Genomic DNA, 26,497 nt, shown 5'->3' with positions numbered 1-26,497 from the left:
CCGGCCGGCGGGCGGGCGGGAAGCGGCGCATGCCGCGGCCCGCCCGCCGTATCCGGTGCGGTCAGACGAACACGTTCTTGTAGAACAGGTTGGCCCGCCGGTCGCCGCTCTCGCCCGACGCCAGCCCGAGGAACAGCCGGACCTGCCCGGCGTCGGTGCGGTAGACCCCCATGCCCTCCGGTTCGCGGAAGACCAGGCTCTCGCCGGCCCGGGTGAACCTGCGCTCCATCTCTGCGCCGGTGTTCAGGTCCACCGAGGTGATGTGGGCGTTGCCGGGGGGCGGGTTGGCGTCGCCGTAGGCGGTCCCGTCGTAGAGGTACAGGTACCGGCCGTAGACCGCGTAGCCCTGGAACGTGGGCGCCCCGGAGCCGGAGAAGCGGGGCGGCTGGGCGATGTCGGCGAGCTTGGCGCCGTAGTTCCCGTTGCGGACGTCGGAGATCCGGTACACGGCGTAGCGGATTCCGCTGCTGTTGCGGTAGCGCATGACCAGGGTGTCGTTGACCGGGTCGGTCGCGCAGGTGATGAGGTCGGAGCCGGGGACCGGGGTGTGCTTGGCCAGCGCCGATGACGTGTTGGTGAGCGTGGTCCCGTTGCTGAAGCGGAACCGCGCCAGCCGGGTCCCGCGCGTGTCGACGGAGTCGACCTCGGTCCACAGGTAGGACGATGACCCCGATGGCTCCACGCCGATGGAGACGCCGTGGCCGAAGCCCATCAGGTACATGTGGCCCTGGCGGTTGCCGGCGAAGTCGAGCTGGGTGACGCACAGGTCGCCGTTGGCGTTGGACGACCCGCCGTTCTTCAGCTGGGCCACGAACAGGCGCTTGTTGACGTTGTCGAAGGTGAACGACTGCATCACCGTGTCGTCCTGGAGCGCCTTGTGGCGGAACAGGTCGTGCGACGGCGTGCTCAGGTCGAAGCGGGGGGATGACGGCACGTCCGCGCCGGCGGGCGTGGCGGAGAAACCGAGTGCGGCCGCGACGCCGAGCCCGCCGCCGGCGGCGAGCAGGGAGCGTCGGGTCGGTCCATGGCTGAATTCGGGGGGCATGGCGGTTTCCTCCGATGTGCCGGTGTGCGGTCGGAGGATTGTTACAAATCCCCGCGGTCGAGGAAAGCATCCCTGTTCACGGCGGCCGGAACGTGGCCGCCGTAAGGGCTCCGGCGGGTGCTCCGCCGGGCGGGAAGGCGAAGGGCCGGCCCTCGGAGAGGACCGGCCCCGGTGCCCGGCCGCGCGGCCGCCTACCCGGCGGGCGGTGCGCCGCGCGGCGGGTGACCCGCCTTACTCGTCGTCGTCCTCGTCGAGGTCGCGGCGGCGCTTCTTCTTGCCGTCGCGGACCGGGGTCAGCAGCGCCTCGGCCAGGGCGAGCATGGTCTCCTCCAAGGCCGCCAGGCGCTTGGTGACGTCGTCGTGCGAGGTCTCGACGGCCTCGGTCAGCGCCTCCTCGAACTCGTGCCGGTCGGGGCGCGCCTGCACCTCGCGCAGCAGCGGTTCGAGCGATTCGAGCAGGCGGGCGTCGAGCGAGTCGAGCCGCTGCGACGGGTCGATGACCGGCCGCTCCACGAGCTCGGTGAGGCGCCGGTGCACCTCGCTGACCTCCATGGCGATGGGCAGCTGGGCGAGCCGCTGGTTGAGCGCCTCCAGCCGGTCGTCGACCGCCTCCAGGCGGCCGTCGACCCCGTCGATCTGGCCGTTGACGCCCTCGAACTGGCCTTCGACGCCGTTGACCCGGCCCTCGATGCCGTCGAGCCGGCCGTTGACACCGTCGAGCCGGCCGTCGACACCTTCGACCTTGCCTTCGAGGCCCTCGAAGCTGCCCTCGAAGTGCCCTTCGAAGGTGTCGAAGCGGTCGCCGAGCCGGCCGAGGCCGTGCTCGAACTTCCCGGTGATGGCGCTGAGGTGCTGGTCGACGCGGTCGGACAGCTCGCGCTGCCGCTGCGCCAGGCGGGAGTCGACCGCCTCGCGGTGCTCCTCGACCAGCCCGGCGAGCGCGGTGTGCCGCTCGTCGCCCTGTTCGTGGAGGCCGCGCACGCTCGCGGTGACGGAGTCGCGCAGCTCGGCCAGGGCGGCCGTGGACGCTGCGAGGTCCGCGTCGGCCTTGTCGCGCAGCGCCGTGGCGGTCTCGTCCAGCCGGGCGGTGACGGCCTCGTTGTGCTGGTCGTCGCGCTCGCGCAGCTCGGCGCGGTGCAGCTCCAGCTGCTCGTGGAGTTCGCCGAGGCGCTGACGCAGGTGGGTGCGGAGGTCGCCGAGCTTGTCGTCGGTGGACTCGGCGAGCTTGACCACGGCGCTGTTGGCGTCGGCGATGGCGGCGGTCGCCTCGGCGTGGTTCTCCTCGGCCTGCGTGGTGAGCAGGCCCAGCCGCTCGGCGAACCGGGTGGCCGCCTCCTCGTGGCGCCGGTCGGTCTGGGCGGCGAGGTCCCGCAGGCCGTCGGCGAGCTCGGCGGAGAGGGCGGTGTGGCGCTCTTCGGCGGCGGAGCGCAGGGTTTCGGCCGTGGCCTGGAGCCGGGAGCCGAGCGCGTCGTGGCGCTCGCCGAACGCGGTCCGCAGCTCGTCGGCGGCGGCGTCGACCCGCTCCGTGAGCGCCGCGTGGCGTTCGGCGGCCTCGGTGCGGATCTCCTGGGCGGCGGTGTCGAGCCCGGCGGTGAGGGCGGCGTGGCGCTCCTCGGCCGCGACGCGCAGCTCCGCGGCTGTGGCGCGGAGGTCGTCGGCGCCGTTGTCGAGCCGCTCGTTGAGCGCGGTGTGGTGCTCTTCGGCGGTCGTGCGGAGGTCGGCCGCGGTGGAGTTGAGGTTCCCGGAGAGGGCGGTGTGCCCTTCCTCGAACGTGGTGCGCAGGTCGTCGGCGGTGGTGTCGAGCCGTTCGACGAGGGCGGCGTGGCGCTCCTCGGCGGCGGTGCGGATCTCGCCGGTGGCGGCGTCGACCCGCTCCGTGAGTGCCGCGTGGTGTTCGGCGGCCTCGGTGCGGATCTCCTGGGCGGCGGTGTCGAGCCCGGCGGTGAGGGCGGCGTGGCGCTCCTCGGCGGCGGCGCGCAGTTCCTCGGTGCCCGTGCGCAGCTCCTCGGCCGCGGCGGCGAACCGGTCGGTGACGGCCTGGTGCTGCTCGCGCAGGGTGGCGTCGACGGCGTCGGAGCGCTCGGAGACCGCGCCGAGCAGCGTCTCGCGGCCGTCGGCCACCACCTGCTCCAGCGCCTCGCGGCCTTCGGTGACGGCGGCGGCGAGGGACGCGTGCCGCTCGCCGGCGGCGGTCATGGCGGCCTCGTGGCGGCGCTCGGCGAGTTCGGCGGCGCCGGCAAGTGCGTCGTCGATGGCCTTGGCCTGTGCGGCGGCGGACTCGATGGCCTCGTCGATCTGGGTGAAGCGCGCCTCGACCCCGGTGGCCAGCCCCTCAAGCCGTTCGGTGAGGACCCCGACCTTGGCCGAGGTGGCCTCTTCGGCGTCGGCCAGGCCCTTCAGCCGGGACATGACGGATTCGAGGTGGCCGTTGATCCCGCGGACGTCCGCGCGCAGCGCGGGGAGTTCGGAGAGCGGCTTGACCCGTTCGCCGACCAGGGCGATGTGCTCGGCCAGGGTCTCGGCCCATTCGGGCGGGCGCGAGCTGAGCTCGTCGACCCGGGACCGGACGGCCGTGACCGATTCGGCGAGAGAGGCGAGTTCGCGCTCGCGGAACTCGCGCAGCAGCCACTCCATGCCCTCGAGCCGCTGGCGCATCTCCTCGCTGACCGCGCCCTGCGATTTCTGCTCGGACACCTGGTCCTGCGCCGCCCGCGAGAGCAGGTCGCGCATGCGGTCGGAGATCCCGGTCTGCCCTCCCCCGTTGAGGAAGTTGTGGTTGCTCTGTTCCACCGAGGTGCTCCTTTTGATCTGGCGCCCCCATCGGCGTCCGCACGCGGATGGGTGGTGTTCTCAACGGATGCAGCGGGCGCGGGCGGGATAGGGCCCGACGTGTGGTCATCACACACGGACATGGCATGCGCACTCGCCGTTAGCGGCCAGTGCATGGCGAAAGGGTGGAGAACCGGCGCATACCGCCGGCCGTCCCCGGGAACGCCGGCCCCGGGAATCCGCGAGAAGGGGAAAGGATTCAGCGGGGTCAGTTTACCGACATGAGCCGTGCTCGCCGGGTTGAAGCGGGGAAAATGTGCGTTGTGCCGATCGCCGCGGAATGACCGCACTCGTCACGGTAGTACGGATGGGCGGGCCCGTCATCCCGCTGCAGCCCCCGCGGGGCGGGGGTTCCGGTGCCGTGGAGTCACCGCGGGCCTGTGACCTCGGAACACAGGAGGGAAATGGGGCGGTCGCCGATCCGGGTGAGGACGACGACAACGGATTCCGGCCCCGACGGCCGGAGATCGCGGCGGAGTTTCTCCACGTCCACGGCCGATCCGCGTTTCTTAATCGTTACGGTTCCGGCGCCCCGTTCACGCAGGACCGACCGCAGCCGCTTCAGGGAGAACGGCAGGACGTCGGTCACCTCGTAGGCGCGGGCGAACGGGGTGGCCGCGAGCCGGTCGGACGTGATGTAGGCGATGCGGGGGTCGAGCAGCGCGCCGCCGACCGCGGCGGCCGCCTCGGCGACGAGGTGGGCGCGGATCACGGCGCCGTCGGGCTCGTAGAGGTAGCGCCCCGGCGCGGCGACGGGCGGTGCGCCCAGCCCGGGGTCGGCGGTCAGGGTGGCGGGGCCGCGCCCGTCGCCGCGCAGGAGCGTGGCGCGGCGCGGGACGTCGGACAGCGCGCCGAACCACAGCGCCGCCTCCTTGACGTCGCCGTCGACCGAGATCCACTCGGCCGAGGCGCCGTCGGGCACCAGTTCGTGGGGGATGCCCGGCGCCGCCTTCACGCACGCGGCCGAAGCGCCCCGCGCGAGGTCCATGGCGGTGCCCCACGGCGGGGAGTAGGCGTGCGGGTCGAAGATCCGGCCCTTCTTCCCGCGCCGTGCCGGGTCGCAGAACACAGCCCCGTAGTCGCCCGGCGCGACCAGGGCGACGTCGCCGCCGCGGACGCGGGCGCGCCCGGCCAGGCCCAGCGCCGCCGCGTTGGCCTCGGCCACGGCGGCGGTGAACGGGTCGGAGTCGACCCCTTCGACGTCCAGGCCCTCGGCGGCGAGGGCGAGCATGTCCGCGCCGATGCCGCAGCACAGGTCGCCGACCAGCGTGCCCGGGGCGACCCCGGCGGCGAAGCGGCGGGCGCGGTATTCGGCGACGGTGCGGCGCGTGGCCTGTTCGAGGCCGTCGGGGGTGAAGTACATGCGCGCCGCGAGGTCGCCGAACTTCGAGCGGGCCCGGCCGCGCAGCCGCGCCTGGGTGAGGGCGGCCGTGACGAGGTCGGCGTGGGGGACGCCGGGCTCCTCTCCGGGCTCCCCTCCGTTTTCCGCGTCCGGCGCGTCCGGCGCGTCCGGCGCGTCCGCCGGGCCGGCCCGGCGCAGGCGCGTGGCGGCGCCCAAGGGGTCGGCGTCGACCTCGGCGGGGTCGATCGAGTCGAGCAGCCGCCGCCCCGCCGGTGTGCGGAGCGCGCGGAACGCCGCCGACTGCGCGCTGGTCGCCAACTCGCCCCCAATGACCTGTTGTGACCTGTTGTGTTGACCTGATGTGTTCAGTGCGGGGCCCGCGGGCGCGGGGACGCCGCCGGTTTCCATCTTGGCACTCTCCACGATAGAGTGCTAACCGCGACGAGGCCGGTCTGACACCCGCGACGACAGGCCGCCGTGGTCGCCCCTTGTGCAGCATGCCGTTTACGGATCACGATGAACCTGAAGGGGGAGGTCACAACCGTGTCGACCGCCACCAAGACTGTGCTCAAGCCGCTCGAGGACCGCGTCGTCGTCAGGACGCTCGAGGCCGAGCAGACCACCGCGTCCGGCCTGGTCATCCCCGACACCGCCAAGGAGAAGCCCCAGGAGGGCGAGGTTCTCGCGGTGGGCCCGGGACGCTGGGACGACGAGGGTGAGAACCGCATCCCGCTGGACGTCAAGGTCGGCGACGTCGTCCTGTACAGCAAGTACGGCGGCACCGAGGTCAAGTACAACAACGAGGAGTACCTCGTCCTCTCCGCCCGCGACCTGCTCGCGGTCGTCGAGAAGTAGACCCCGGATCGGCCTCGACGCCCATCCGCGTGACACCCGCCCCGGCCGGCTCGATGCCGGACGGGGCGGTTTTCTTCGCTGAGCGAGCCACCGGGGCATCGGTGACCCCGGGGCGAGCGGATACCACTCCCGACGAACGCGCACGGATTGAGGAAAGCTCACCATGCCCAAGATCCTGGAATTCGAGGACGACGCCCGGCGCGCCCTCGAGCGGGGTGTCGACCACCTCGCCAACGCCGTCAAGGTGACGCTCGGCCCGCGCGGCCGCAACGTCGTCATCGACAAGAAGTTCGGCGCCCCGACCATCACCAACGACGGTGTCACCGTCGCGCGTGAGGTCGAGCTGGACGACCCCTACGAGAACCTGGGGGCCCAGCTCGTCAAGGAGGTCGCCACCAAGACCAACGACGCCGCGGGCGACGGCACCACCACCGCCACCGTGCTCGCCCAGGCGCTCGTGCGCGAGGGCCTGCGCAGCGTCGCCGCCGGCGCCTCCCCGATGTCGCTCAAGAAGGGCATCGACGCCGCCGCCGAGCGGGTCTCGGAGATCCTGCTCGACGCCGCCCGCGAGGTCGGCGAGCGCGCCGACATCGCCTACGTGGCCACCAACTCCGCCCAGGACGCCCAGATCGGCGACCTGATCGCCGAGGCGTTCGACAAGGTCGGCAAGGACGGCGTCATCACGGTCGAGGAGGCCCCGACCTTCGGCCTGGACCTCGCCTTCACCGAGGGCATGCAGTTCGACAAGGGCTACGTGTCGCCCTACTTCGTCACCGACGGCGACCGCCAGGAGGCGGTGCTGGAGGACGCCCTCATCCTGATCAACCAGGGCAAGGTCTCCTCCCTCAACGAGCTGCTGCCGCTGCTGGAGAAGGTCGCCCAGACCAAGAAGCCGCTGCTGATCATCGCCGAGGACGTCGACGGCGACGCCCTGGGCGCGCTGGTCCTCAACAAGATGCGCGGCGCCCTCAACGTCGCCGCGGTCAAGGCGCCCGGCTTCGGCGAGCGCCGCAAGGCCATGCTCCAGGACATCGCCACCCTCACCGGCGGCCAGGTCATCGCCGAGGAGGTCGGCCTGACCCTGGAGAACGCCGAGCTCGACACCCTGGGCAGCGCCCGCCGCATCACCGTCACCAAGGACGACACCACGATCGTCGACGGTGCCGGCGCGCAGTCCGAGGTCGAGGACCGCGTCGCGCAGATCCGCAAGGAGATCGAGGCCAGCGACTCCGACTGGGACCGCGAGAAGCTCCAGGAGCGCCTGGCCAAGCTGTCCGGCGGCGTGTCGGTGCTGAGCGTCGGCGCGGCCACCGAGGTGGAGCTCAAGGAGAAGAAGCACCGCCTGGAGGACGCGATCTCGGCCACCCGCGCCGCGATCGAGGAGGGCATCATCGCCGGCGGCGGCGCCTCCCTGGTGCACGCCGCGGCCGCCCTCGACGACCTCGGCCGCACCGGCGACGAGGCCACGGGCGTGGCCATCGTGCGCAAGGCGCTGGTCGAGCCGGCCCGCTGGATCGCCGTCAACGCCGGCGCCGAGGGCTACGTCGTCACCTACAAGATCGCCGAGCTGAAGCAGGGTGAGGGCTACAACGCCGTCACCGGCGAGTACGGCGACCTCATGGCGCAGGGCATCATCGACCCGGTGAAGGTCACCCGGTCGGCGGTGCAGAACGCGGCCTCCATCGCGGGCATGCTGCTGACGACCGAGGTGCTCGTCGTCGACAAGCCGGCGGAGGAAGAGGGCGAGGCCGGACACGGCCACGGGCACGGGCACTGAGCCTGCGGACCCCGCCGCGGCGGGCGGCCCTTATCACGCGTGCCCCGATGAACCTTTCGGGGCACGCGTGCCTTTATCCGGTTTACACCAAATGTGATCATTCTGTAGCCGGTGTTCGTGACGTGTAAGTCCCGGTGTCGGGGCATCATTCGTACGTGACGGATCTACGCGTCGCGGGGGGCCCGCAGGTGCCATCACCAGCTGTCCCGCGCAGGGCGAACGACACGGAACTGAACAACCTGACCTCGCTGGCCGTCCAGGGTGACCACGGTGCGGTGGACTCGCTGATCCGCGAGGTCCGCCCCATGGTCGTCCGCTACTGCCGCGCCCGCCTGGCCCGTGTCTCCGGCTACGTGCACTACTCCGACGACGTCGCCCAAGAGGTCTGCATCGCCCTCCTCGCGGCGCTGCCGCGCTACGAGGACATGGGGCGGCCGTTCGCCTCCTTCGTCTTCGGCATCGCGGCGCACAAGGTGGCCGACGCCCTGCGCGGATCCACGCGCGCCGACGTGCCCACCGAGACCGTCCCCGACCGGCCCGACGACGGACCCGGTCCGGAGGAGGCCGCGGTCCGCACCGTCGAGGCGGAACGGGCGCGGGCGCTGTTGAACGAACTGCCCGAGCAGCAGCGGCGACTGCTGCTGATGCGCGTGATCGCCGGTCTTTCGGCTGATGAGACGGGACATGTACTTGGAATGTCGGCGGGTGCGGTACGGGTTGCCCAGCACCGAGCTCTTGCTCGGCTTCGGGAAGTGGCCGTGGCGAACCGCCTCTTCTAGCGGCTCCGCCTGCCGCGCGCCCCTGCGCCCCGGGCCCCGCGGCCGCCGCTGCCCGTCGCGGATCCGTGACCCGCGCCACTGCCGCATGGGGCGGCCCGCGCGCTGAGAGCGCGCGCCCGTAGGCGACCCCGGTCCGCACTGTGACCCTCCCCACCGCCCACCCCGCCCACCTGTGATGTTCCCCGCCGGTAAAGCCGCCGGTCAGGGCCATAGGATGAAACGGTCACGGCGAATGGTTGGATGGTTCAATGACGCAGCTGTACACGGGGGCCGACGGCAAGGTGCTGGCGCCCGGCCTCACCTATGACGACGTCCTGCTGGTTCCGGCCTACTCGGACCTCCAACCGGGCGAAGCGGACACCGGGACCCGGCTCTCGCGCAACATCGAGCTGCGCATGCCCCTGCTCTCCGCGGCCATGGACACCGTCACCGAAGCGCGCATGGCCGTGGCCATGGCCCGCCAGGGCGGCGCCGGCGTGCTGCACCGCAACCTCTCCATCGAGGACCAGGCCGGCCAGGTCGACCTGGTGAAACGGTCCGAGGCCGGCATGGTCACCGACCCCGTCACCTGCGGCCCCGACGACACCCTGGCCGATGTCGAGCAGCTGAGCGCCCACTACCGCATCTCCGGGGCCCCGGTCACCGACACCGACGGCCGCCTCGTGGGCATCGTCACCAACCGCGACATGCGCTTCGAGGACGACCGCAACCGCCGTGTCCGCGACGTCATGACCCGCATGCCGCTGGTCACCGCGCCCGTGGGCGTCTCCCGCGAAGAGGCGTTCCGGCTGCTGCACGAGCACAAGGTCGAGAAGCTGCCGCTGGTCGACGACCAGGGCCGGCTGCGCGGGCTGATCACCGTCAAGGACTTCATCAAGAGCGAGCAGTTCCCCGACGCCACCAAGGACGCCGACGGCCGCCTGGTGGTCGGCGCCGCCGTGGGCGTCGGCCCCGACTCCGAGATCCGCGCGCGGGCGCTGGTCGAGGCCGGGGCGGACTTCATCGTCGTCGACACCGCGCACGGCCACTCCTCCGGTGTCGTCGAGATGGTCGCCAAGCTCAAGGCCAACTCGCGCGCCGACATCGTGGCGGGCAACATCGCCACCCGGGCCGGCGCCCAGGCGCTGGTCGACGCCGGCGCCGACGCCGTGAAGGTCGGTGTCGGGCCGGGCTCCATCTGCACCACCCGCGTCGTCGCGGGGGTCGGCGCCCCCCAGGTCACCGCCGTCATGGAGGCCGCCAAGGCCGCCGGGCCCGCGGGCGTCCCCGTCATCGCCGACGGCGGGCTCCAGTACTCCGGCGACATCGCCAAGGCGATCGTCGCCGGCGCCAGCACGGTCATGCTCGGCAGCCTGCTCGCCGGCGTCGAGGAGAGCCCGGGCGAGCTGAACTTCATCAACGGCAAGCAGTACAAGACCTACCGCGGCATGGGGTCGCTGGGCGCCATGCGGGGGCGGTCCTTCTCCAAGGACCGGTACTCCCAGGCCGACGTCGCCACCGAGGAGAAGCTGATCCCCGAGGGGATCGAGGGCCAGGTGCCCTACCGCGGCCCCCTTCAGGCGGTCGCCCACCAGCTCGTCGGGGGGCTGCGGCAGTCCATGTGGTACGCGGGCGCGCGCACCGTCGCCGCCCTGCGCGAGGACGGCCGGCTGATGCAGATCACGTCGGCCGGCCTCAAGGAGAGCCACCCGCACGACGTCCAGATGACCGTCGAGGCGCCCAACTACCACGCCCGCCGCTGAGACCCGCCCCGGTCCGCCGCCCGGGGTCCGCCCGGGTACCGGATAAGGGGTGCTCGGAGCGGGGATACCGGGTGGTCGGCGGTACACTCGCGGCGGCAGCAGGCGCGCCGGCCGACCGGCCGGCGCGGTGGCACGCGAGAGGGGACCGAAGCGGTGGCTCAGGTGGAGATCGGGCTGGGCAAGAACGGGCGGCGCGCCTATGAACTCGACGAGATCGGGATCGTGCCCGCCCGGCGCACCCGTGACCCCGAGGAAGTGTCCATCGCCTGGCAGATCGACGCCTACCGGTTCGAGACACCGCTCGTCGGCAGCCCCATGGACAGCGTCGCGTCGCCGGAGACCGTCGTCGCGATCGGCCGCAACGGCGGGCTGGGCGTGCTCGACCTCGAAGGCCTGTGGACCCGCTACGAGGACCCCGAGCCGCTGCTCGCCGAGATCCACGAGCTCGACGACGCCGCCGCCACGCGGCGGCTCCAGGAGATCTACGCCGCGCCGATCCAGGAGGAGCTGATCGGTCGGCGCATCGAGGAGATCCGCCAGGCCGGCGTGGTCACCGCGGGGCGGCTGTCCCCGCAGAACACCGCGCAGTACCACAAGGCCGTCATCGACGCCGGCGTGGACATCTTCGTGATCCGCGGCACCACCGTGTCGGCCGAGCACGTCTCGGGCCGCTCCGAGCCGCTCAACCTCAAGCAGTTCATCTACGACCTGGACGTTCCGGTCGTGGTCGGCGGCTGCGCCACCTACACCGCCGCCCTGCACCTGATGCGCACCGGGGCGGCCGGGGTGCTGGTGGGCTTCGGCGGCGGCTCGGGCCACACCACCCGCTCCGTGCTCGGGGTCGCCGTGCCCATGGCCAGCGCGGTCGGCGACGTCGCGGCGGCCCGCCGCGACTACCTCGACGAGTCGGGGGGCCGCTACGTGCACGTCATCGCCGACGGCGGCATGAGCCACAGCGGCGACATCGCCAAGGCCCTCGCCTGCGGCGCCGACGCCGTCATGGTGGGCTCGCCCCTGGCGCGGGCCAGCGAGGCCCCCGGGCGGGGCTACCACTGGGGCAGCGAGGCGCACCACAACGAGCTGCCGCGCGGCGAGCGGGTCGACGTCGGCACGATCGGCGACCTCACGTCGATCCTGCACGGGCCCGCCTCCTCCAGCGACGGCTCGATGAACCTCATGGGAGCCCTGCGGCGCACCATGGCCACCTCCGGCTACACCGACCTCAAGGAGTTCCAGCGCGTCGAGGTCGTCGTGAACCCGCACAACTAGCGGCACCCGCGCCACGGCACCGTGTCCGGCCGGTGCCCGTCCCGGGCGCCGGCCGGACATCGGCGGTGCCTTTTTCGGCCGTGCGTCTGCCCATCCGCCGCCGCTGCGGGTAGGTTGTTCTCTCGGCGCAGCGTAATCACATGGTCACGATCGTCCTCCCTCCGCGTTGATGAGGTGTCTGTGAACCGTCCCCCCGCACCGGAACCGGAACCGGCGACGCCGTCCCCCGGCGTCGCCCCCGAGGCAGGATGGAAGCCCGCGGCCGCCGCCGCGGCGGCCGTCTTCTGCACCGTCGCTCTGGCCGGAGGCGTCGCGGCGGTCGCCGGCGGGATCGGCGACGCGGTCTCCCCGCCGCCGCTCCCCCCGGGCGCCGACGACTCCGCGGGGCGCATCGACACCGTTCCCGCGGCGGCCGAGCAGGCCCCCGACACCGCCGCCGACGACCGAGCCTCACCCGTCCAGGAGTCGCCGGCGCCGGCCGCCGCGGCCAGCGCCGAATGGCTCGACTCCACCGCCGCGTCCACGGGCGTCCCGCGCCGTGCCCTGGAGGCGTACGCCGCGGCGCAGCTGCGCGCCATGGAGGAGTCCCCGCAATGCCGGATCTCCTGGCCCACGCTCGCGGGGATCGGCGAAGTGGAGTCCCGCCACGGCACCTTCGCCGGCGGTGAGATCGGGCCCGACGGCCGCACCACCGTCGACATCATCGGCATCCCCCTCGACGGCACGAACGGCACCGCCGCCATCCGCGACACCGACGGCGGCCGGCTCGACGGCGACACCGAGTGGGACCGCGCGGTCGGCCCGATGCAGTTCATCCCCGGTACCTGGGACCGCTGGGGCGCCGACGGCGACGGCGACGGCACCGCCGACCCGCACGACATCGACGACACCGCCCTCGCCGCGGCCCGCTACCTGTGCGACGGCGGCCGCGACCTCACCTCCGACGACGGCTGGTGGAGCGCCATCCTCACCTACAACCGGTCCGAGGCCTACGCCTACGACGTCCTCGACATCGCCAACCGGGTCGTCTCCGACTCCCGCTGACGGCCCCGTGCCGGTGTGAGGGCCGGGGAGGGCACCGCCGCCGCCGGCGGCGCACAGGTTCGACCCGGCGGCCCCGCCCGCCCTGCCTCCGGCGGCCCCGGAGAAGGAGCCCTCGGCCACGGGCGGCACCGCTCCCGCTCGCTCGCGGGCCCGCCGCAGGTGCCCGGGGCCGCCGTGTCGACCGGTCGCGCACCGTGAGCCGGGTTAGCCTGGGGAGCCAGGACGAACCGGGCGCAACCACTCGGCTCCGCCCGGAAGCCGCCGGGAGAAAGGCGACACATGATCACAGCGAGGATGGGGCCCGACGAGCGGACCTCGGCGCTCGCGTCCATGGCCGACGGCGAACTCGATGTCCTGGTGGTCGGCGGGGGCATCGTCGGCGCCGGGGTCGCGCTCGACGCGGTCTCCCGCGGGCTGTCGGTCGGCCTCATCGAGGCGCGCGACTTCGCGGCCGGGACCTCCAGCCGGTCCAGCAAGCTCATCCACGGCGGCCTGCGCTACCTGGAGCAGCTGGACTTCGAGCTGGTGCGCGAGGCACTGACGGAGCGCGGCCTGCTGCTCAACCGCATCGCCCCCCACCTGGTCCGGCCGGTGCCGTTCGTCTTCCCCTTCACCCACCACTGGGAGCGGCCCTACATCGGCGCGGGGGTGGCGCTCTACGACACCCTGTCGATGACCATGGGAACCTCGCGCGGCCTGCCGCGCCACCGGCACCTGACCCGAGGCGGGGCCATGCGCATCTTCCCGGCGCTGCGGCGCGACGCCCTGGTGGGCGCCGTCCAGTACTGGGACGCCCAGGTCGACGACGCCCGCTACGTCGTCACCCTGCTGCGCACCGCCGCCACCTACGGCGCCCAGATCGCGAGCCGGGTCCAGGCCGTCGGCTTCCTGCGGGAGGGCGAGCACGTCACCGGGGCGCTGGCGCGCGACCTGGAAACGGGCGAGGACCTGGAGATCCGCGCCAAGCAGGTCGTCAACGCCGCCGGGGTGTGGACCGACGACATCCAGGAGATGGTGGGCGGACGCGGGCAGATCCACGTGAGCGCGTCCAAGGGCATCCACCTGGTGGTGCCGCGCGACCGGATCCAGGCGTCGTCCGGGCTGATCCTGCGCACGGAGAAGAGCGTGCTGTTCGTCATCCCGTGGGGGCGGCACTGGATCGTCGGCACGACCGACACCGCGTGGGACCTGGACAAGGCCCACCCGGCGGCCAGCAGGAGCGACATCGACTACATCCTCGACCACGTCAACCGCGTGCTGCGGGTTCCGCTGACCAGGGACGACGTCGAGGGCGTCTACGCGGGGCTGCGCCCGCTGCTGTCGGGGGAGTCCGACGAGACCTCCAAGCTGTCGCGCGAGCACACGGTCGCCCACCCCGTCCCGGGGCTGGTGCTGATCGCGGGCGGCAAGTACACCACCTACCGGGTCATGGCCAAGGACGCGGTCGACGCCGTCGCCCACGGCCTCGACGGGCGCATCCCGGGATCGGTCACCGACCGGGTCCCGCTCGTCGGCGCCGACGGGTTCGCCGCACTGTGGAACCAGCGCCGCCGGGTCGCCCGCGAGGCGGGGCTGCACCCGTCGCGGGTATCGCACCTGCTGCGGCGGTACGGGTCCATGACCGGGGAGGTGCTCGCGCTGATGGAGGAGAGCCCCGATCTCAAGGAGCCCCTGACCGGCGCGGACGACTACCTGCGCGCCGAGGTCGTCTACGCGGTGCGGCACGAGGGCGCCCGCCACCTCGACGACGTGCTGTCCCGCCGGACCCGCGTGTCGTTCGAGACCTGGGACCGGGGGATCGCGGTGGCGGAGGAGGCCGCGAGGCTCATGGCCGCCCCGCTGGGCTGGGGCGAGGACCAGGTCCAACGCGAGGTCGAGTACTACCGCAAGCGGATCGAGGCCGAACGCGCGGCACAGGAACAGGACAACGACAACGAGGCCGACGCCGTCCAGCACGGCGCCCCCGACATCGTCCCCGTTCCCGACACCCGCGTACCGGCCGGCCGGCACTAGGGGCGTGCCCGGTGCGCGGCGATCCGGACGCGGTTACGGCCTCCCCGGATCGCTGCGCATCCGGCCGTCGCGCGGGTGAGCCTCACGAGGACATCACCGCGCGGTCGGCCTCGCTGCGCAGGACTCGGAATTCATCGCCCTCCGGGTCCGCGAGGACGACCCGGCCGGCGCCACCGGGTTCCCGGCGATCGTCGACGAGCGCGGCCCCGAGGTTCGGGAGCCGCTCGGCCTCCTCCTCGCGGGTGGCCTCCGGACGCGGGCACAGGCGGACCCTGTTCCTGGTCGTCTACGGTTCCGGCACCCGGTTGACGTGCGGCAGCGGGCCCTCCGGCGGCATCACCTCGGTCTCCGGATCTCCCGGCTCGTCCTCCTGGCGCGGCGGACGGCCGAGCACCTCGCTCCGGAACCGGGCCGGCCCGTAGGCGTGCGCACGGTCGATCGCCACGTTCCGCACCATCGAGACCATGCGCGAGAGCCTGCCCGGAACACCGCTCGGTCCGCCACCGGATCGCGCCGGACGGCGCCGGCGGCCGCCGACCGGGACGCGTGCCCGGTCGAGCCGCGGCGCGACGCCGTCCGTGACGACCACCGCGCGCGGGGCAGGGGCCCGCCGGGGAGCGTCGGCCGCAGACGTGGCCGCACGGTCCGCCCGCGGCCCGTCGGCTGTACGGCGGCGCGGACGCCGGTTTTCCACAGGGCGGGAAAATTCGTTCGAATCCGGTAGGTGTGTCCAGCACACTGGGACCGTGCTGCTGACGATCACCACCACCCACAGGCCGGCCACCGACCTCGGCTTCCTGCTGCACAAGCACCCCGATCGCGTGCAGCGGTTCGACCAGTCCTACGGCACCGCGCACGTGTTCTACCCCGAAGCCGGCGACGACCGGTGCACGGCGGCGCTGCTGCTGGAGGCCGATCCCCGGGCGCTCCTGCGCGGGCGCGCGGAGCGCTCCGCCCCCGACTTCGCGCTGGCGCAGTACGTCAACGACCGCCCCTATGCGGCGTCGTCGCTGTTCGCGGTGGCCCTGGGCGACGTCTTCCGCAGTGCCATCCGGGCGCGCTGCGATTCCCGGCCCGGCCTCGCCGAAACCGCCATCCCGCTGCGCCTGCACGTGCCCGCGGTCCCGTGCCGGGGCGGTCCCGACCAGGTGCGGGCGCTCTTCGAACCGCTGGGCTGGCAGGTCGAGGCCGATCCCGTCCCGCTCGACCCCGGGCTGCCGGGCTGGGGCGACTCCCGCTACGTGCGGCTCACCCTCACGGGCCACATGCGGCTGGCCGATGCGCTCGGCCACCTCTATGTCCTGCTCCCCGCCATGGACGGCGCGAAGCACTACTGGGTCAGCGAGGACGAGGTCGACAAGCTGCTGCGCGCGGGCGCCGCCTGGCTGCCGGGGCACCCGCAGCGCGCGTGGATCACCCGCCGCTATCTCGCACGACGGGAGCGGTACGTGCGCACGGCGATCGCGCGCCTGCGTGAACTCGACGACCTCACCGACCCCGCCGACCCCGCCGACCCCGACCCGTCCGACCCGGACCTCGATCCCGGCCTCGTCCTCGGCCCGGTCGTCGGCGCTCCCGCAACGGACGCCGTTCGCGTGTCCGCCGGCTCCGGCGCCGCCCCGGGCGACCCCACCGCTCACCCGGCCGACCCGGCCGAGCGGGCGCCGTCGCTCGCGGAACTCCGCGCGGGGGCGGTGCTGTCGGTCCTGGCCGCCGAGAACGCGCGCCGGGTCATCGACCTCGGGTGCGGCACCGGCAAGCTGGTCGCCCGGCTGCTCGACCAGCCGGGTATCGACCACGTCACCGGTGTCGACGTCGCGGCCGCCACCATCGAGCACGCGCACCGGCGGCTGCACGTCGATCGCATGCCCGAACGCCGGCGCGCCCGCCTGGACCTGTTCACCGGGTCCGTCGTCTACCGCGACACCCGCTTCTCCGGGTACGACGCCGCCGTGCTCATGGAGGTCGTCGAGCACATCGACCCCTCCCGGCTGCCCGCCCTGGAACAGGTCGTCTTCGGCCACGCCGCCCCGGGCACCGTCGTCGTCACCACGCCCAACGCCGAATACAACGCCCTCTACGAGGGCCTCGCCGACGGCGCGTTCCGCCACCCCGACCACCGCTTCGAATGGACCCGGGCGCAGTTTCGCGCGTGGGCCGAGCCCGTCGCCTCGGCCCACGGCTACCGGCTGCGCATCCTGCCCGTAGGGCCCGAGGACCCATCGGCCGGAGCGCCGACCCAGATGGGAGTGTTCTCCAAGTGACCGCCACCGCCCCCGCCGCCCGCGTCCTGGGCGTGCCCGAGATGGGCCTCGTCGTGCTCATCGGGGTGTCCGGGTCGGGGAAGTCGACCTTCGCCGCCCGCCACTTCCGGCCCACCCAGGTGGTGTCGTCCGACTTCTGCCGCGGCGTGATCAGCGACGACGAGAACGACCAGTCCGCCAGCGGCGACGCCTTCGCCCTGCTGCACCACATCGTCGCCGCCCGGCTGCGGCGCGGCCTGCTGACCGTCGTCGACGCCACCAACGTGCAGCCGCAGGTGCGCGCGCAGCTGGTGCGGATCGCCAAGGAGCACGACGTCCTGAGCACCGCCATCGTGCTCGACGTCCCCCAGCGGCTCGCCCGGGAGCGCAACGCCGAGCGCCCCGACCGCGAGTTCGGCCCGCACGTGATCACACGGCAGACCCGGGATCTCAAGCGCCACCTCAAGCGGCTGGGCAAAGAGGGCTTCCGCACGGTGCACGTGCTGAACGGCCCTGAGGAGACCGAGTCCGCGGTCGTGCGGACCGAGAAAGGCTGGACCGACAAGCGCGACCTCACCGGCCCGTTCGACATCATCGGCGACGTCCACGGCTGCCGCGCCGAGCTGGAGGAGCTGCTGGCCGCGCTGGGCTACGCCCTCCGCCGCGACGACCTCGGCCGCGCCGTCGGCGCCCGCCACCCCGAGGGGCGCACCGTCGTGTTCGTCGGCGACCTCGTCGACCGCGGACCCGACACCCCGGGCGTGCTCCGGCTGGCCATGGGCATGGTCGGCGACGGCGACGCCCTCTGCGTGTCCGGCAACCACGAGAACAAGCTGGTGCGGGCGTTGAAGGGCCGCAAGGTGCAGACCACCCACGGCCTCGCCGAATCCCTGGAGCAGCTCGACCGCGAGACCCCGGAGTTCCGGGCCGGGGCGCTGGCCTTCTGCGACTCCCTGCTCAGCCACTACGTCCTCGACGGCGGCGGCCTCGTGGTCGCCCACGCCGGGCTGAAGGAGGACTACCACGGGCGCGCGTCCGGCCGGGTCCGCTCGTTCGCGCTCTACGGCGAGACCACCGGCGAGACCGACGAGTTCGGGCTGCCCGTGCGCCACCCGTGGGCGCTCGACTACCGCGGCCGCGCCGCCGTCGTCTACGGGCACGTCCCCACGCCCGAGCCCGAATGGATCAACAACACCATCTGCCTCGACACCGGCTGCGTCTTCGGCGGACGGCTCACCGCGCTGCGCTACCCCGAACGCGACCTCGTGCACGTGCCGGCCCAGGAGGTCTGGTTCGAGCCCGCCAAGCCGTTCGCGGGCGGGGCGGGCGGGGCCGGCCACGCGCTCGACCGCGACCCGTCGCGCGCGGCCGGTGTCCTCGACATCGGCGACGTCGTCTCCGACCGCCCCGACCGCGGGGAGCCGGTGGCGACCGCGCACGGCTCCGTCTCCGTCCCGCAGCAGAACGCGTCGGCCGCGCTGGAGGTCATGAGCAGGTTCGCCGTCGACCCCCGCTGGCTGCTGTACCTGCCGCCGACCATGGCCCCGGCCCCCACGTCCGCCGACCCCGGGCTGCTGGAGCACCCCGGCGAGGCGTTCGCGCACTACCTGGGCGCGGGCGTGGGGCGGGTCGTGTGCCAGGAGAAGCACATGGGGTCGCGCGCCGTCGTCGTGGTCTGCCGCGACGACATAGCGGCGGCACGCCGCTTCGTGCCCGGCGCCGGGGGCGCCGTCTACACGCGCACCGGCCGGCCGTTCTTCGCCGATCCGCACACCGAGTCCGCGGTGCTCGACACCCTGCGCGAGGGCATCGGCGCCGCCGGGCTGTGGGAGCGGTTCGCCACCGACTGGATCGCGTTCGACGGCGAGATGCTGCCGTGGTCGGCCAAGGCCGAAGGTCTGATCCGCGAGCAGTACGCGTCGGTGGGGGCGGCGGCGCGCGCCGCCCTTCCCGCCGCGGCCGGGGCCCTGGCCGCGGCGGCCGGGCGCGGCCTGGACGTCGTCGACCTCGCCGGGCACGTCGACCGCCACGATGCCGCGGTCGAGTCGTTCAGCGCGGTCTACCGCCGCTACACCTGGCCCACCGACGGCGCGGCCGGCCTGCGCTACGCGCCGTTCGCGGTCCTGGCCGCCGAGGGCGCCGAGTTCAGCGACCGCGACCACGTGTGGCACATGGGGGTCGCCGAGGCCCTGGCCGAGCACTGCCCGATGGTGCGCACCACCCGCTACCGCGAGGTCGACACCACCGACCCCAAGGCCACCGACGCCGCCACGGCGTGGTGGGAGGACCTGGTGGGGGCCGGGGGAGAGGGGATGGTCGTCAAACCGTTCGACGGCGCGCTGACCACCGGGCGCAAGGGGCTCGTCCAGCCGGGGCTGAAGGTGCGCGGGCCCGAGTACCTGCGGATCATCTACGGCCCCGATTACCTCGAACCCCAGCGCATGGAGGCGCTTCGCGACCGCAAACTCGGCCGCAAGAGCGGGCTCGCCCTGCGCGAGCACAAACTCGGCCGGGAAGCCCTGTCCCGCCACGCCCGCGGCGAGCCCCTGTGGCGGGTCCACCAACCGGTGTTCGCCATCCTCGCCCTGGAATCCGAACCCGTCGACCCGCGCCTGTGAGCGGCCCGCGGGATTGTCAACGGCCGGTGGCAGACTCACCGTCATGAGTGACCAGGTGCGGTTGAGAGATGTCGGGCCGGCTGATCTGGAGGTGTTCTTCGCGCACGAGCACGACCCTGAGGCGGCGCGGCGCTCGAAGTTTCCGCCACGGCCGCGGGATGCCTTCATGACCCACTGGACGACCAGGGTCCTCGGAGACCCCGACGTCTTCGTGCAGGCCGTCACCGTCAGCGGGGAGTTGGCGGGCAACCTGGTGGCGTGGTGGGACGAGGATCAGCGCTTCCTCGGGTACTGGTTCGGCCGGCGGTACTGGGGCCGGGGCATCGGCACGCGGGCGCTGGCGCTCTTCCTGGAGCGTGAGGAGACCCGCCCCCTTCACGCTGACCCCCTCCTCGGAAACACCGCCTCGGTGCGCCTGTTGGAGAAGCACGGATTCCGGCGCACCGCGACGGTCCGGTACGGCGGGGACGAGCACGTCATGCTGGTGCTCGACGAGACCCGGTGACAGATCGCCGGTTCCCGGTGCCACCGGCTCCGGCCCCCATCGGCGACCGTCGCCGCCACACTCGAACCGAACCAGCGGATGGCGGGTTCGCCCGGAGGCTGTGCATCGGCCGGTGCCGGTACGAGGGGGCGGCAGTCGGCCGCGCCGGGCGGGTTCGGCGTCCGTGGGGATACGGACGCCGCAGCGGCGCGGTGGCGCGGCCGGGCCCCGGCATGGCGGGGGCCCGGCCTGATCATCGCCGCGAGGGGGCGCCATCCTTGCCCGTACCGGCCCGGCGGCAAGGGGCGAGGTGGGCATACAGGTGGGCATACGCGCCGGTGGTCGCGGTGGCGCGGGTAGGCTCGGGGCGTCGGGTCGCCGACCGGGTACGGGGTGCGGCGGCGGATCGGCCCGGCACCACTGTCCCCGCTCCCGTCATTCGTCCGCGGCCGGGGGTCGCACGCGAGGAGGTCCCCATGAAGGTCCTGCTGACCGGCGGTGCCGGGTACATCGGCACGCACACCGCCGTGGAGCTGATCGCGGAGGGCCACGAGGTCGTGGTCCTGGACTCGCTGGCCAACGGCTTCGCCGAGGCCGTGCGCCGCGTCGAGCGCATCACCGGGGCGGCCGTGCCCCTTCTCGTCGGCGACTGCGCCGACCCCGCGGTGGTGGACAAGGCGTTCGCCGACCACGCCCCCGACGCCGTCGTCCACTGCGCCGGGCTCAAGGCGGTCGGCGAATCCGTGGGGCAGCCGCTGCGCTACTACCGCAACAACCTCGACGCCCTGCTCGCGCTGTGCGAGGTCGCGCACGACCACGGCGTGCACCGGATGGTGTTCAGCTCCTCGGCCACCGTCTACGGCGACCCCGCCACGGTCCCCATCACCGAGGACATGCCGCTGTCGGTGACCAACCCCTACGGCGCCACCAAGCTCTTCGCCGAGCGGATCCTGCGCGACCTCGCGGTCGCCGACACCGCCTGGAGCATCACCGCCCTGCGCTACTTCAACCCGATCGGCGCCCACCCCAGCGGCCTGATCGGCGAAGCCCCCCAGGGCGTGCCCAACAACCTCTTCCCCTACATCGCCCAGGTGGCCTCCGGCCACCGCGCGAAACTGAGCGTCTTCGGCGACGACTACGACACCGTCGACGGCACCGGGGTGCGCGACTACCTGCACGTCACCGACCTCGCACGCGGACACGTCGCCGCGCTCGACCACCTCGCCGACTCCACCGGCTTCCGCGCCTACAACCTCGGCACCGGCCGCGGCACGTCGGTCTTCGAGGCCGTCCGGGCCTTCGAGCACGCCGCCGGCACCGCGGTCCCCTGTGAGATCACCGGGCGGCGCCCGGGCGACATCGCCACCTGCTACGCCGACCCCTCCGCCGCACTGCGCGGCCTCGGCTGGCGGGCCGAGAAGACGGTGGCCGACGCCTGCGCCGACGCCTGGCGCTGGCAGGCCGCCAACCCCCACGGATTCGCCGGCCAGCGGGACGGCTCGGAGTAGGTCCGTCCGCCGGCCTCAGGGCGGTCTCACCGGGCGTGCCGACCGGGGCATCGGCCGGGAGCCGCGCCCCGCTTCCCCCGCCTCCGGCACCGCCGCGGTCCGGGACTTACGAGGCCAGCCGCTCGCGCGGGGTGTGACCGGAGCCGGTCGGTTCGGCACCGTGTTCGGGCTGGTTGATCTCGGCCCACACCGCATCGAGGGAGAGGCCGAGGACATCGGCGATCGCGGCGATGGTCGGGAAGGCGGGGGTCGCTACGCGGCCGGACTCGATCTTGCGGAGGGTCTCCGGTGAGACGCGCGCGTCGAGCGCGGTCTCGAGTATCGAGCGCTCCCCCCTGGCGCGACGCAGGAGTGCGCCGAGACGCTGTCCGCGCTCGACCTCTGCGGGAGTGAGCGGCAACCTGACCATGGCCCGATCATAGTACCGGGATAGTATGACCGGTATAGTTATTGGCACGCGATAAGGACGCCGCATGATCGAGATCCTGACCCCCACCGAGCTGGCCCGAGCCAAGGACACGGGCGCCCTGGTCGCCGACATCCTGCAGACCCTGAAGGGCCGCAGCGCGGTCGGCACGAGCCTCCTGGACATCGACCGGTGGGCCGCCGCCATGATCGCCGAGGCCGGAGCGCAGTCCTGCTACGTCGACTACGCGCCGTCCTTCGGCCGCGGGCCGTTCGGCCACTACATCTGCACGGCCGTCAACGACGCCGTGCTCCACGGGCGGCCGTACGACTACGCGCTCGCCGACGGCGACCTGCTGACCCTCGACCTCGCCGTCTCCCTGGGCGGAGTCGCCGCGGACTCCGCCATCAGCTTCATCGTGGGCGAATCCGCTCCCCCGGAGAGCGTCGCGCTGATCAGCGCGACCGAGCGCGCGTTGAGCGCGGGGATAGCCGCCGCCGGCCCCGGGGCCCGCATCGGCGACATCTCCCATGCCATCGGCACGGTCCTCAGCGCGGCGGGATACCCGATCAACACCGAGTTCGGCGGGCACGGCATAGGATCGACGATGCACCAGGACCCGCACGTGTCCAACACCGGACGGCCGGGCCGCGGGCACAGACTGCGCCCCGGGCTGCTGCTGGCACTGGAGCCGTGGGTCATGGCGGACACCGCCGACCTCGTCACCGATGCCGACGGGTGGACGCTCCGCAGCGCGACGGGCTGCCGGACGGCACACAGCGAGCACACGATCGCCATCACCGAGGACGGAGCCGAGATCCTCACGCTGCCGGAGCAGGCGCACGCGTGAGGTCGCGGCCCCGTTTGCAGGGGCCCCGGCCGCCGGTGCGATGGCGACGTGGGCCGGCGGCCGGGCACCCGGCTAGCGGCCGATCCGGTCCGGCCAACGGCGAGCAGGCCGGCTTCGGCTTCCTGCGCGACCACATCGGCGTCAGCGATTCGGACCTGCCCCGGCGGATGAGCGCGCTGGGGAACGCGGGCCACATCAAGGTCAGCGGGACCGGGTGCGGCCGAGGCGGCGCCCGGCGACCGGTCCCGGGCGCGGAAGGAAGGGACGCCCTGATGGCGATCCACGTGCTCTTCGCCAGATCCGGTGAGGGGCCGGACACCGTCTCCTACACGTGCGGCGACGCCGACGACCCCGCGAGGTTCCGCTTCACTCTGGGCGTCGACGACTTCGGACTGCGCGGCTGGGGCGGCGGGCCGGTTCCCAACGCCGTGCGGTGGGCGCGGGCCAAGGTCGTGCGCACCGTCCGCGAGACCGGCGCCTGGCCGGCGCGCGGCGCCTACTGCGCCTGACCCCGCACGGGGACGCCCGGGTTCACGACGGCCCCTGCGCGGTGGCCCGGGTGACCGACGGGACCCGCTTCTGGGCGGGCACCACGGGGGCGGAACGCTCGGGCGTGCGGATGTGCTCGGGCCGGATGCCCCGCAGCATCACCCGCGCCACGACCCGCGACCAGGCCCGCGATCCCGCTTCCGTGCGGAGGGGGAACGGGATCGGCTGCTCCTTCCGCGACGACAGCACGCGCTGGATCACCTGACGCTGGACGACCTGCTGGAAGAGCTGGGTGCCCGCCGTGGCGGCCCAGCGCCGCTGCTGCACACGTGCCAGGAGCGCCGGGTTGAGCGTCCGCTCGAACCGCTCCGGTTCGGCCTGCGCCCGCAGCAGCGGCTCGGCCAGCAGGTTGGCCGACGCCACGGCGTCCTGGATCGCGAGGTTGATGCCGACCCCGCCGATCGGCGACATGGTGTGCGCCGCGTCGCCGATGCACAGGTAGCCGGGGCGGAACCAGTGCCTGAGCCGGTCGAGCCCGACTTCGAGGAAGGCGACCTTGCTCCAGTCGTCGACCTCGCGGACGTGTTCGCCGAGGAAGGGCAGGACCTCGAGCAGCCGCTCCTGGAACTCCTCGACGCTGCGGGTCCGCACGTCGTCGGCGCCCTCGACGCCCTTGGGGATGAGGTAGGCGACCTGCCAGTAGTCGCCCCGGTCGATGGCGACCCCCATGGCGCCGGTGCCCAGGCGGCCGTTGAGGCCGACCTCGGGGGCATCGGGGTCGCGCGTGACGCGCAGCCAGAGCACGTCCATGGGCGCGCCCAGGTCGACCGGGACGAGCCCCGCGGCCTCGCGCAGCCGCGATCTGCGACCGTCGGCGGAGACGGTGAGCACGGCGCGCAGTTCGCGCGCCTCCTCCGACCCGTCCTCGCCGCGCTGGATGTAGCGCAGCCCGCGCACGGCCCCGTCGTCCTCGATCGGGTCCGTGCACTCCGCGCGCATCAGCAGCCGGAACCCCGGGTAGCGCTGCGCGTGCTCGACGAGCATGTTCAGGAAGTCCCACTGCGGGATCAGCGCGATGTAGGGGTGCCGCCACGGGTACCGGCTCAGGTCGGCGGTGATGATCGGCCGCTCCGCGGAGCCGATGGTGAGGCGGTCGGCGTCGCGGTGCGGGATGCCCTCCAGCTCCTCGGCCAGGCCGAGTTCGTCGAGGAGCTCCAGGGTCGAGGGGTGCACGGTGTCGCCGCGGAAGTCGCGGATGAAGTCGCCGTGCTTCTCCAGCACGGTGACGTCGACCCCCGCCCGGGCCAGCAGCAGGCCCAGCATGATCCCCGCGGGGCCGCCCCCGGCGATGGCGACGGTGGTCGTCTCGGCATCGGCATGCGTCTCGGTGTGCGTCATTGCAGCCTCCAAAGACCGCGTCGTGTTGCATCGGCGTTAATTCAACGCCTGATGAAATAGAAACCCCCGTCACCTGTCCCTGTCCAGGGGGTCGCGGCTGTGATGTGGGCGACGTTCCGGGCACCTCGGTCCTCTGCCCCGAATGAGCCGCGAAAACGTGGTTACCGGTGGGTAGTCAGGAGGGGGCGGGCGGACTAGGCTCGCCGGCATGGCACCCGCCGTCCGCCCCTCGGAGGCCCCGATGCTCGATCCGGCGCTGATCAGCAGACTCATCCGCCGCGTCGCGGCCGCGTCCGGTGCCTCCGCGACCACCACCAGCGCGCCGTTCACCGGCAAGCCGCTCGCCGAACTGCCGCAGTCCTCGGCGGCGGACGTCGCCGGCGCCTTCGCCCGCGCCCGCGCCGCGCAGGCGGCGTGGGCGGCCCGGACGCCGCGCGAGCGCGCCGCACCCTTCGAGCGCTTCCACGACCTGGTGCTGGACCGCCAGCGCGAGATCCTGGACATCGTCCAATGGGAGACCGGCAAAGCGCGGCGGCACGCCTTCGAGGAGGTCTACGACGCCGCCGGCGGCACCCTGTACTACGCCCGGCACGCCCCGGCGATGCTTCGGCGCCGCCGCACCCCCGGCGCTGTGCCGGGGGCGACCCGCACCTACGTGCACCACCGGCCCAAGGGCGTCGTCAGCGTCATCACCCCGTGGAACTATCCCCTCACGCTGCCCGTGAGCGACGCCGTCCCCGCGCTGATCGCGGGCAACGCCGTCGTCGCGAAACCCGACACCCAGACCGCGCTGACCGCGCTGTGGGCCATCGACCTGCTCGTGGAGGCGGGGCTCCCCGAGGACCTGTGGATCCCCGTCCTGGGCGAACCCGCCGAGATCGGCGACGCCCTCATCGACCACGCCGATCACGTCGCCTTCACCGGCTCCTCGGCCGTGGGCGCGCACATCGCCCAGCGCGCAGCCGCCCGGCTGGTGGGGTGCTCGGCGGAGCTGGGCGGCAAGAACCCCGCGATCGTCTGCGCGGACGCCGACCTCGACCGTACGGTCGACGGTGTCCTGCGGGCGTGCTTCAGCAGTTCCGGGCAGCTCTGCGTCTCCATGGAGCGCATCTACGTCCACGACGCGATCCACGACGACTTCGCCGGCCGGCTCGTGGCCGCGGTCCGCGACATGACGCTCAACGCCGAGTTCGACTTCACCGCGGACATGGGGTCGCTCACCTACCGGCGCCAGCTCGACCGGGTGACCGCACACGTCGAGGACGCCCGCGCGAAGGGCGCCGACGTCCTGGTCGGCGGCCGTCCCCGCCCCGACATCGGGCCGCTGTTCTACGAGCCCACGCTCCTGGCGGGGGTGACCGCGGACATGGACGCGTGCGACGACGAGACGTTCGGCCCGGTGGCCGCCCTCCACCGCTTCGGCGACGAGGACGAGGCGGTCGAACGCGCCAACGCCACCGGCTACGGGCTCAACGCCAGCATCTGGACCCGCGACGTCGCCCGCGGCCGGCGCCTCGCCGAGCGCATCCGCAGCGGCACCGTGAACATCAACGAGGGCTACGGGGCCACATGGGCCAGCTACGGGGCCCCGATCGGCGGCATGAAGCGGTCGGGCCTCGGCCGCCGCCACGGCGTGGAGGGGCTGCTGCGCTACACCGAGCCGCAGGCCATCGCCAGCCAGCACGTCGTCGGCATCGCCGGCCCACCCGGAATGGACGCCGAGACCCTCGCGAAGGCCCTCACCCTCGGAGCCCGGCTGATGAAGCGGTTCCGCATCCGCTAGGTGCCTGTGCGGCGCCCGCTGAA

The 26,497-nt window shown here is 73.2% G+C and carries 20 protein-coding genes and 1 pseudogene; 14 read left to right on the top strand and 7 right to left on the bottom strand.

Features of this window, described 5'->3' with window-relative positions:
• Positions 1-61: 61 nt before the first annotated feature.
• The 3 genes from ACFO4E_RS14810 to ACFO4E_RS14800 all read right to left on the bottom strand — a co-directional run bounded on the left by ACFO4E_RS14810 (position 62) and on the right by ACFO4E_RS14800 (position 5,534).
• Entirely contained in the window at positions 62-1,045 is a 984-nt protein-coding gene (locus tag ACFO4E_RS14810) for a phage baseplate protein (RefSeq protein ID WP_378574935.1), read from the bottom strand.
• Positions 1,046-1,276: 231 nt separating this feature from the next.
• Positions 1,277-3,835: an apolipoprotein A-IV repeat region-like domain-containing protein gene (locus ACFO4E_RS14805; protein ID WP_378574932.1), complete on the bottom strand. Its 2,559-nt coding sequence runs from the start codon at positions 3,833-3,835 to the stop codon at positions 1,277-1,279.
• 406 nt (positions 3,836-4,241) lie between these two features.
• On the bottom strand, positions 4,242-5,534 hold the full coding sequence (locus tag ACFO4E_RS14800; RefSeq protein ID WP_378574930.1) for a THUMP-like domain-containing protein: 1,293 nt from the start codon (positions 5,532-5,534) through the stop codon (positions 4,242-4,244).
• 225 nt (positions 5,535-5,759) lie between these two features.
• On the opposite strand from ACFO4E_RS14800, the gene groES reads away from it, so the two are divergent.
• From groES to ACFO4E_RS14765, 7 genes are all read left to right on the top strand, one after another.
• Entirely contained in the window at positions 5,760-6,071 is a 312-nt protein-coding gene (gene groES / locus ACFO4E_RS14795) for a co-chaperone GroES (RefSeq protein WP_378538468.1), read from the top strand.
• Positions 6,072-6,234: 163 nt separating this feature from the next.
• Positions 6,235-7,848, top strand: a complete 1,614-nt coding sequence (groL, locus tag ACFO4E_RS14790; protein ID WP_378574925.1) for a chaperonin GroEL — start codon at positions 6,235-6,237, stop codon at positions 7,846-7,848.
• A gap of 155 nt (positions 7,849-8,003) precedes the next feature.
• Positions 8,004-8,627 carry a sigma-70 family RNA polymerase sigma factor gene (locus ACFO4E_RS14785; RefSeq protein WP_378574923.1) on the top strand — a complete coding sequence of 208 codons (624 nt, stop codon included), beginning with the start codon at positions 8,004-8,006 and terminating at the stop codon, positions 8,625-8,627.
• A gap of 248 nt (positions 8,628-8,875) precedes the next feature.
• Positions 8,876-10,369: an IMP dehydrogenase gene (gene guaB, locus ACFO4E_RS14780; protein ID WP_378574921.1), complete on the top strand. Its 1,494-nt coding sequence runs from the start codon at positions 8,876-8,878 to the stop codon at positions 10,367-10,369.
• Between the two features lie 162 nt (positions 10,370-10,531).
• A complete protein-coding gene (locus ACFO4E_RS14775; RefSeq protein ID WP_378575142.1) occupies positions 10,532-11,638 on the top strand; it encodes a GuaB3 family IMP dehydrogenase-related protein in 1,107 nt (368 codons plus the stop codon).
• A 180-nt stretch (positions 11,639-11,818) separates the two neighbouring features.
• Positions 11,819-12,682 carry a lytic transglycosylase domain-containing protein gene (locus tag ACFO4E_RS14770; RefSeq protein WP_378574919.1) on the top strand — a complete coding sequence of 288 codons (864 nt, stop codon included), beginning with the start codon at positions 11,819-11,821 and terminating at the stop codon, positions 12,680-12,682.
• Positions 12,683-12,961: 279 nt separating this feature from the next.
• Complete coding sequence (locus tag ACFO4E_RS14765; protein WP_378574917.1) at positions 12,962-14,695, top strand: glycerol-3-phosphate dehydrogenase/oxidase; 1,734 nt, start codon at positions 12,962-12,964, stop codon at positions 14,693-14,695.
• Positions 14,696-14,777: 82 nt separating this feature from the next.
• Here ACFO4E_RS14765 and ACFO4E_RS14760 read toward each other — a convergent pair.
• Both ACFO4E_RS14760 and ACFO4E_RS14755 read right to left on the bottom strand, forming a co-directional pair.
• Positions 14,778-14,966 (bottom strand): annotated as a pseudogene (locus ACFO4E_RS14760) (VOC family protein); the annotation flags it as partial.
• Positions 14,967-14,981: 15 nt separating this feature from the next.
• A complete protein-coding gene (locus ACFO4E_RS14755; RefSeq protein ID WP_378574916.1) occupies positions 14,982-15,140 on the bottom strand; it encodes a hypothetical protein in 159 nt (52 codons plus the stop codon).
• Between the two features lie 301 nt (positions 15,141-15,441).
• On the opposite strand from ACFO4E_RS14755, the gene ACFO4E_RS14750 reads away from it, so the two are divergent.
• From ACFO4E_RS14750 to galE, 4 genes are all read left to right on the top strand, one after another.
• Positions 15,442-16,959 carry a 3' terminal RNA ribose 2'-O-methyltransferase Hen1 gene (locus tag ACFO4E_RS14750; RefSeq protein ID WP_378574913.1) on the top strand — a complete coding sequence of 506 codons (1,518 nt, stop codon included), beginning with the start codon at positions 15,442-15,444 and terminating at the stop codon, positions 16,957-16,959.
• A 41-nt stretch (positions 16,960-17,000) separates the two neighbouring features.
• On the top strand, positions 17,001-19,556 hold the full coding sequence (locus tag ACFO4E_RS14745) for a polynucleotide kinase-phosphatase (RefSeq protein ID WP_378575139.1): 2,556 nt from the start codon (positions 17,001-17,003) through the stop codon (positions 19,554-19,556).
• A gap of 43 nt (positions 19,557-19,599) precedes the next feature.
• Complete coding sequence (locus tag ACFO4E_RS14740) at positions 19,600-20,061, top strand: GNAT family N-acetyltransferase (RefSeq protein WP_378574911.1); 462 nt, start codon at positions 19,600-19,602, stop codon at positions 20,059-20,061.
• A gap of 455 nt (positions 20,062-20,516) precedes the next feature.
• The gene (galE, locus tag ACFO4E_RS14735) at positions 20,517-21,548 is read left to right on the top strand and encodes a UDP-glucose 4-epimerase GalE (protein WP_378574908.1); all 1,032 of its coding nucleotides are present in this window, start codon (positions 20,517-20,519) and stop codon (positions 21,546-21,548) included.
• A 106-nt stretch (positions 21,549-21,654) separates the two neighbouring features.
• Here the strand turns inward: galE and ACFO4E_RS14730 are convergent, their stop codons facing one another.
• On the bottom strand, positions 21,655-21,957 hold the full coding sequence (locus tag ACFO4E_RS14730) for a helix-turn-helix domain-containing protein (RefSeq protein WP_378574907.1): 303 nt from the start codon (positions 21,955-21,957) through the stop codon (positions 21,655-21,657).
• Between the two features lie 64 nt (positions 21,958-22,021).
• Between ACFO4E_RS14730 and map the strand changes: the two genes are divergently transcribed.
• Both map and ACFO4E_RS14720 read left to right on the top strand, forming a co-directional pair.
• Positions 22,022-22,804 carry a type I methionyl aminopeptidase gene (gene map, locus ACFO4E_RS14725; RefSeq protein WP_378574905.1) on the top strand — a complete coding sequence of 261 codons (783 nt, stop codon included), beginning with the start codon at positions 22,022-22,024 and terminating at the stop codon, positions 22,802-22,804.
• A gap of 272 nt (positions 22,805-23,076) precedes the next feature.
• Positions 23,077-23,313, top strand: coding sequence for a hypothetical protein (locus ACFO4E_RS14720; protein ID WP_378574903.1), 237 nt, complete (start codon positions 23,077-23,079; stop codon positions 23,311-23,313).
• A 22-nt stretch (positions 23,314-23,335) separates the two neighbouring features.
• Here the strand turns inward: ACFO4E_RS14720 and ACFO4E_RS14715 are convergent, their stop codons facing one another.
• The gene (locus ACFO4E_RS14715) at positions 23,336-24,691 is read right to left on the bottom strand and encodes an FAD-dependent oxidoreductase (RefSeq protein ID WP_378574900.1); all 1,356 of its coding nucleotides are present in this window, start codon (positions 24,689-24,691) and stop codon (positions 23,336-23,338) included.
• Between the two features lie 208 nt (positions 24,692-24,899).
• Here ACFO4E_RS14715 and ACFO4E_RS14710 point away from each other — a divergent pair, with 208 nt between their 5' ends.
• Entirely contained in the window at positions 24,900-26,474 is a 1,575-nt protein-coding gene (locus ACFO4E_RS14710; RefSeq protein ID WP_378574898.1) for a succinic semialdehyde dehydrogenase, read from the top strand.
• Positions 26,475-26,497: the final 23 nt, after the last annotated feature.

The organism is Nocardiopsis mangrovi (assembly GCF_042653925.1).
GTDB lineage: Bacteria > Actinomycetota > Actinomycetes > Streptosporangiales > Streptosporangiaceae > Nocardiopsis_B > Nocardiopsis_B mangrovi.
Note: the sequence above shows the minus strand (reverse complement) of the source record. Positions and strands in the feature narration are given on the sequence as shown.